This is a genomic window from Streptomyces sp. HNM0645, assembly GCF_030056615.1.
In the GTDB taxonomy this organism is placed as follows: Bacteria; Actinomycetota; Actinomycetes; order Streptomycetales; family Streptomycetaceae; genus Streptomyces; species Streptomyces marianii.
On record NZ_JASHLT010000103.1, the window covers coordinates 1 to 5393 of the forward strand.

Sequence of the window (5393 nt, forward strand, 5' to 3'; positions counted from 1 at the left end):
CCCCGCACCATGGCCACCCTCCGCAACCTCGCCATCGGCACGCTCAAGCTCCTCGGAGCCGACAACATCGCCAAAACCACCCGAGCCATCCGCCACGAACCCGAACGAGCACCCCCGATCCTGGGCATCTTCAACAACCCGAACCCTCAGGGAACTTGATCAAGCCCTGCCGCCTGGACCGACAGAACCCCTCGACAAGGTTCATCGTCCCAGGTCAGGAAGGCACTTTCGCGTTTCCGCCCCAAGCCAGCCGTACCCAAGTGAAACAGCGAGGCTAGCCCTCTACTGCATCACATGATCAAACCAGACGATCCAGGCACTCGCCGGGGCCCTGGCGGACTCATGGCAGTAGTCCCGAGGGTGCCGATCGGTGATCAGGGCGCGATACTGGCCAAGCAACGCTTCTGCCTTCCAGGCACAGGGAGGGCGAATAGGGGTTGCGCACCGAACTTCGCTCCGGCCCAGCAGATTGGAGAGGGCAGGGGATGCGGATCTTCACATCGAAGAAGCTCACACTGAGGCGACTACATTATCATGTGGAGACGTTTTTTGTCAGTCATGGCTTTATTGTGCTCTCTCTGGCCCTGGTCATCATATGCATAACCGTTACCATCATATTCAGCTCCCTCGTGGCCATCACATTTCCTTCCGGAGATGGATTCTTCTACGACTGGACGAATCAGTCACTGATTCACATTGCTGAACTATTTCGATTGAGCCGCCCTAAATTGTATGACGAGAAATGGCAGACGCGGATCATAGAGATATTCATCGGAATGATTCAACTGCTTTTCCTGAGCTCCATGATAGGCGTGATAAACTACAGGGTTCGTTCACGTATCCTGGATTACCAAAAAGGGAGGTCTCAAGTAATGGAGGGCGGTCACGTTCTCCTGCTGGGATGGTCCGAGTTCGGGTTCAGAGTCATTTCAGAGCTGCTTGCGGATAAGCAGCCGCATTCGATCGTCCTCCTTGCCGACAAGGAAATCAATGAGAAGGTTGAAGATAGAATACGCACCCGCCCGTCAGGGTTTTCGTCCAAGAAGCTGATTTGCCGCGTTGGAGACCCATCGCGCAGGTCAGACCTGGATCTGGTCAGCCCTGCAACGGCCCGATCGATCATTCTTATGCCGCTTGAAGGCCCCCGCCTGCTGAAGACCCTTCTGCACCTCAGACAAATCGAGATCGAGAAAAGGGTGGTCGTGCGCACCCGTGTTGCAGTGTGGGATATGGAGACCGCGGAGATGCTACAACTCGCGAGCGACGAACTGCAGATCATCCGTCTCAATGATCGCCTCTCTCGGATCACTGCGCGTGCGCTCCACCTTCCCGGTTTCCCTGACTTCTGTCGAGAGGTTCTAAATTTCGCAGAGAATGAAATATACGCGAAACGCGACCCGAACGTGAACGGACTGCAGTTTGGGAGCATAACCCGCAGGTACAAACATTCCACACCCATAGGACTGCTGAGTGCGGAAGGCCACATTGAACTCCCGCCTGCGATGGGTACCGAGATACGCAACGGTGACAAGATTATCTTCATATCCAGGGAAGGAAGTCGCGTATATGAAGACATCGACATCTCCTCAAATTTGCCGCGCACTCGTAACATTCCAATCGACCGAGATGCCTCTGCGGAGGGGTTGATCGACGCCGGCGCGCACTCAAGTAGAATTCTTGTCATTGGATGGAACCAGCGTGCGGGTCCCCTTCTCGATCGTCTCGATAAGTCGACGAGCAGAGATTCGATGATCAATGTCGCCTTTCAAGGGGATGGGGATTGGAGGAATGACTCCGGAGAGAGTGAAAGACCGGCTCGGTCATCACATGGGGCAAAAGTTTCCCGTCTGGATGTAGATATCTCACAGTTGGATGATCTCGACGCTTTGCCCATGGAGGGCTATACACATGTGATCCTGCTTGCCGAAGAGGGTTTGGAACCGAATGAAGCGGACTGCCTCACGCTTGCTAGGCTCATGAAGCTCTCCCATATAGAAGAATTTCGGGGGGCAAAGATCGCAGAGATGTATGAAGTGACACAGATCGACTACCCCGCCATTTTTGGCGCCGTCGACATCGTGGACCTCAACTCCCTGTCGGCCGGACTCATATCGCAGATCGGCAGCCATGCCTACTCTTATAGAGTTCTCGGAAAGCTGATGGATGCGAAAATTTTGTACGCATCCCCTTCATCACTCCTCACCGACACACCTTTTCCGCGGGGCGTAATATACTTTTCCTCGATAATTGAGCAGGCCCAGCGGAGCGGATGGATCGCCATGGGATACTTTAAATCGGATGAGATGGGGCGGCCCCCGAGTTTTGGAGTCCACCTCAATCCGGACAAGGATGTCAGGATTGCTTTCCAGGAAGACGATCGAATCATTCTTCTGGCTTCTCGGTACTGAGGTTGAACTCGCGATGACGGCTGGTCGTGACAGTTCGTGATCCCTGCGGTATGCCGGGTTCATGAGGTACGCGCAGGGAGGCGGGCTGACGCCGAAGGGGCAACAGGCGCTGCGCGGAGTGCTCGCCGTACCGGGCGATGTGGTCGTGGACGATCTGGTGGTCGTGCGCGGCGCGGGTGCGCCAGTCGAGCACCTGCTCGCGGGTCAGGTCCTCGAGGACGAGCTCCTGGTCGTCGTCGACGTCCGCGACATCCGGGGCCGGGGTGACGGCGGCCGGACGGGGCGCGGGCAGCACGACCGGCGCCACCGGCGCGGCCGGGACCTCCGCCTTGGGCTGCGCGGCCGCGGCTTCGGCACGGGCCTGAGCTGCGGCAGCCTGCCGGGCGCGGACCTGGTCCCACTCGTGCACCTGCGCCCATGCCCTGGCCGTCACGTCCTGGTGCAGCTGCTGCTCGGTCGCCGCCCGACGCTCCGCCTCCGAGGCGCCAGGCATCGCGGCGTCGACGGCGGCCGCGACCGCGCGGCGCTGGTCCCGGCGGTCGGCCTGCTTCTCCGCGCAACGGGGGCAGTCCTGGCCGGAGTCGAGCAGCATCCGGTCGTCGCACCGCACGTCGCCGCACTGCTGGCGCTGCGGCAGACCGACGCCGATCAGCCAGCCCACCGGGTCCTTGATCGGCCCGGCCAGCCGCATCTGGTCGGCCAGGCGCCGGGCGAGCCGGTCGGCGAGGACCTGCGGGGCATCGGCGCGGCCGGCGAACCCGACCACCCTGCCCAGCTCGCTGCGGGCGGCGGCCTCCACCAGGCGGCGGGCGGCCTGACGCTCCAGGCGCGCCCACACCAGGTCGACCGGGGCCAGGACGGCCCGCAGATCCTCCGGCGGCAGCGGCACCCTCCCCCGCTGCTGCCTGCCCTGACCCTCGCCGGCCACGACCCGCACCGGGCCGCCGACTACCGGCCCGCGGCCGGGCTTCTCGCTGCTGATCGACGGGGACTTCTCCTGCTGTTCCCCGCGGAGCGGGCCGCCGTCCTCGCGCACGCACGCGCGGTCCGGCAGACCGTGGTTCTCACCACGGCCTTCACCGGAAAAGCCACCAGAGAGCGCAAGAGAACCACCGGGAGTAACCACAGAAGCGTGGAGAGCGTGGTGCTGTGCAGTTGCGGCGAGGTCTGCCGATCCGGCAATCCCGTCCTGTCCGGCGCCCTCCACCCCAGTCGTCACAAGGGGCTCGCCCGTCTCGCCGGACTCAAGATCTCCGGGTGCAGTACCGGCGAGGTCTGAAATCAGGGCCTTCGCGACCCGGCGGGCCTCCCGCACGGCCACGCCGTGCAGGGCAGCTGCAAGTTCCCTGGTCGTGTGGTGAGTTCGGGTAGCCGCCGGTTGGGGCGGATAGAGGTGCAGGCACGGGCTTCGTGATCATCGTGGTGTCTTAAGCCCGTTGATCACGAGGTGGCCCGTGCCTGCCGCTGTATNCAGGGCAGCTGCAAGTTCCCTGGTCGTGTGGTGAGTTCGGGTAGCCGCCGGTTGGGGCGGATAGAGGTGCAGGCACGGGCTTCGTGATCATCGTGGTGTCTTAAGCCCGTTGATCACGAGGTGGCCCGTGCCTGCCGCTGTATCTTCTCCCATCCCTGCTGTCCTGCTGAAGCTGGGTCCGTTGGGCCCGGGGCAGACCGCCGACCTGCGCCCGTACTTCGATGCGGTGCCCGATCCGCGCTCGCGGCGGGGCCGGTGGTACTCGCTGACGGCGATCCTGCTGGTCTGCGCCTGTGCGGTCGTGTCGGGCGCGCGGAGCATCGAGGAACTGGCCGAATGGGGTGCGAACGCCTCCAGCGGACTCCTGACGGCCATCGGCATCCGTTGTCACCCGCTCAGATGGCGGCGTGCTCCCTCGCCGGCCACGATCGGGCGCGTGCTGGGGGCGGTGAACGGTGATGCCCTGGACCGGGCGGTGGGCGCCTACCTCGCGGACCGGCACCGTGGCGTGGCCGAGCCGGCAAACACCTCGGGGCNCACCCGCTCAGATGGCGGCGTGCTCCCTCGCCGGCCACGATCGGGCGCGTGCTGGGGGCGGTGAACGGTGATGCCCTGGACCGGGCGGTGGGCGCCTACCTCGCGGACCGGCACCGTGGCGTGGCCGAGCCGGCAAACACCTCGGGGCCGCGACGCGTCATCGCCGTCGACGGCAAGGCCCTCAAGGGCTCCGCCCGCCTCGACGCGCCCCGTCGTCATCTGCTGTCCGCGGTCACACACCGCCCGGTCGTGACCCTGGCCCAGGCAGAGGTCGGTACGAAGACGAACGAAACCACGCGCTTCAAGCCGCTGCTCGCGCCGCTGGACCTGACCGGCGACCTGGTGACCTTCGACGCCCTGCACTCGGTGAAGGCGAACATCACCTGGCTCGTGGAGACGAAGAAGGCGCACTACATCGCCGTGATCAAGACCAACCAGCCGACCGCGTACCATCAGCTCGCGGGTCTGCCCTGGCGGGACATCCGCGTCCAGCACACCGCCTCCGTGACCGGTCACGGCCGCCGCGAGTCCCGTTCGATCAAGACCTGCTCCATCCCCGACGAGCTCGGCGGCATCGCCTTTCCCCACGCAGTGCTGGCCATCCGCGTCCACCGCCGCCGCAAGGAGACCGGCCGGCGCGAAAGCCGCGAGAGCGTCTACGCCGTCACCAGCCTCGACGCCCACCAGGCCACCCCGGCCGACCTGGCCACCGCGATCCGCGGGCACTGGGGAGTGGAAAACTCCTCGCACCACATCCGGGATGTCACCTTCGCCGAGGACGCCTCCACCGTCCACACCGGCACCGCACCCCGCACCATGGCCACCCTCCGCAACCTCGCCATCGGCACGCTCAAGCTCCTCGGAGCCGACAACATCGCCAAAACCACCCGAGCCATCCGCCACGAACCCGAACGAGCACCCCCGATCCTGGGCATCTTCAACAACCCGAACCCTCAGGGAACTTGATCAAGCCCTGC

The 5393-nt window shown here is 63.9% G+C and carries 4 protein-coding genes and 1 pseudogene; 4 read left to right on the top strand and 1 reads right to left on the bottom strand.

The window, feature by feature from the left end; all coding sequences use genetic code 11:
* Positions 1-485: 485 nt before the first annotated feature.
* Positions 486-2408 carry a CASTOR/POLLUX-related putative ion channel gene (locus tag QMZ92_RS35645; RefSeq protein WP_283302068.1) on the top strand — a complete coding sequence of 641 codons (1923 nt, stop codon included), beginning with the start codon at positions 486-488 and terminating at the stop codon, positions 2406-2408.
* Here the strand turns inward: QMZ92_RS35645 and QMZ92_RS35650 are convergent.
* Complete coding sequence (locus QMZ92_RS35650) at positions 2383-3444, bottom strand: hypothetical protein (RefSeq protein ID WP_283302070.1); 1062 nt, start codon at positions 3442-3444, stop codon at positions 2383-2385. The genes QMZ92_RS35645 and QMZ92_RS35650 overlap by 26 nt on opposite strands.
* Positions 3445-3540: 96 nt before the next feature.
* On the opposite strand from QMZ92_RS35650, the gene QMZ92_RS35655 reads away from it, so the two are divergent.
* The 3 genes and pseudogenes from QMZ92_RS35655 to QMZ92_RS35665 all read left to right on the top strand — a co-directional run.
* Positions 3541-3687, top strand: a complete 147-nt coding sequence (locus QMZ92_RS35655) for a hypothetical protein (RefSeq protein ID WP_283302073.1) — start codon at positions 3541-3543, stop codon at positions 3685-3687.
* A 418-nt stretch (positions 3688-4105) separates the two neighbouring features.
* Positions 4106-4480, top strand: coding sequence for a transposase family protein (locus QMZ92_RS35660; protein ID WP_283302076.1), 375 nt, complete (start codon positions 4106-4108; stop codon positions 4478-4480).
* Positions 4450-5382 (top strand): annotated as a pseudogene (locus QMZ92_RS35665) (ISAs1 family transposase); the annotation flags it as partial. The gene QMZ92_RS35660 and the pseudogene QMZ92_RS35665, both read left to right, overlap by 31 nt.
* Positions 5383-5393: the final 11 nt, after the last annotated feature.

Coding starts and splice junctions, on each gene's coding strand:
- QMZ92_RS35645 (WP_283302068.1), top strand. CDS start 486: ATGCGGATCTTCACATCGAAGAAGCTCACACTGAGGCGACTACATTAT.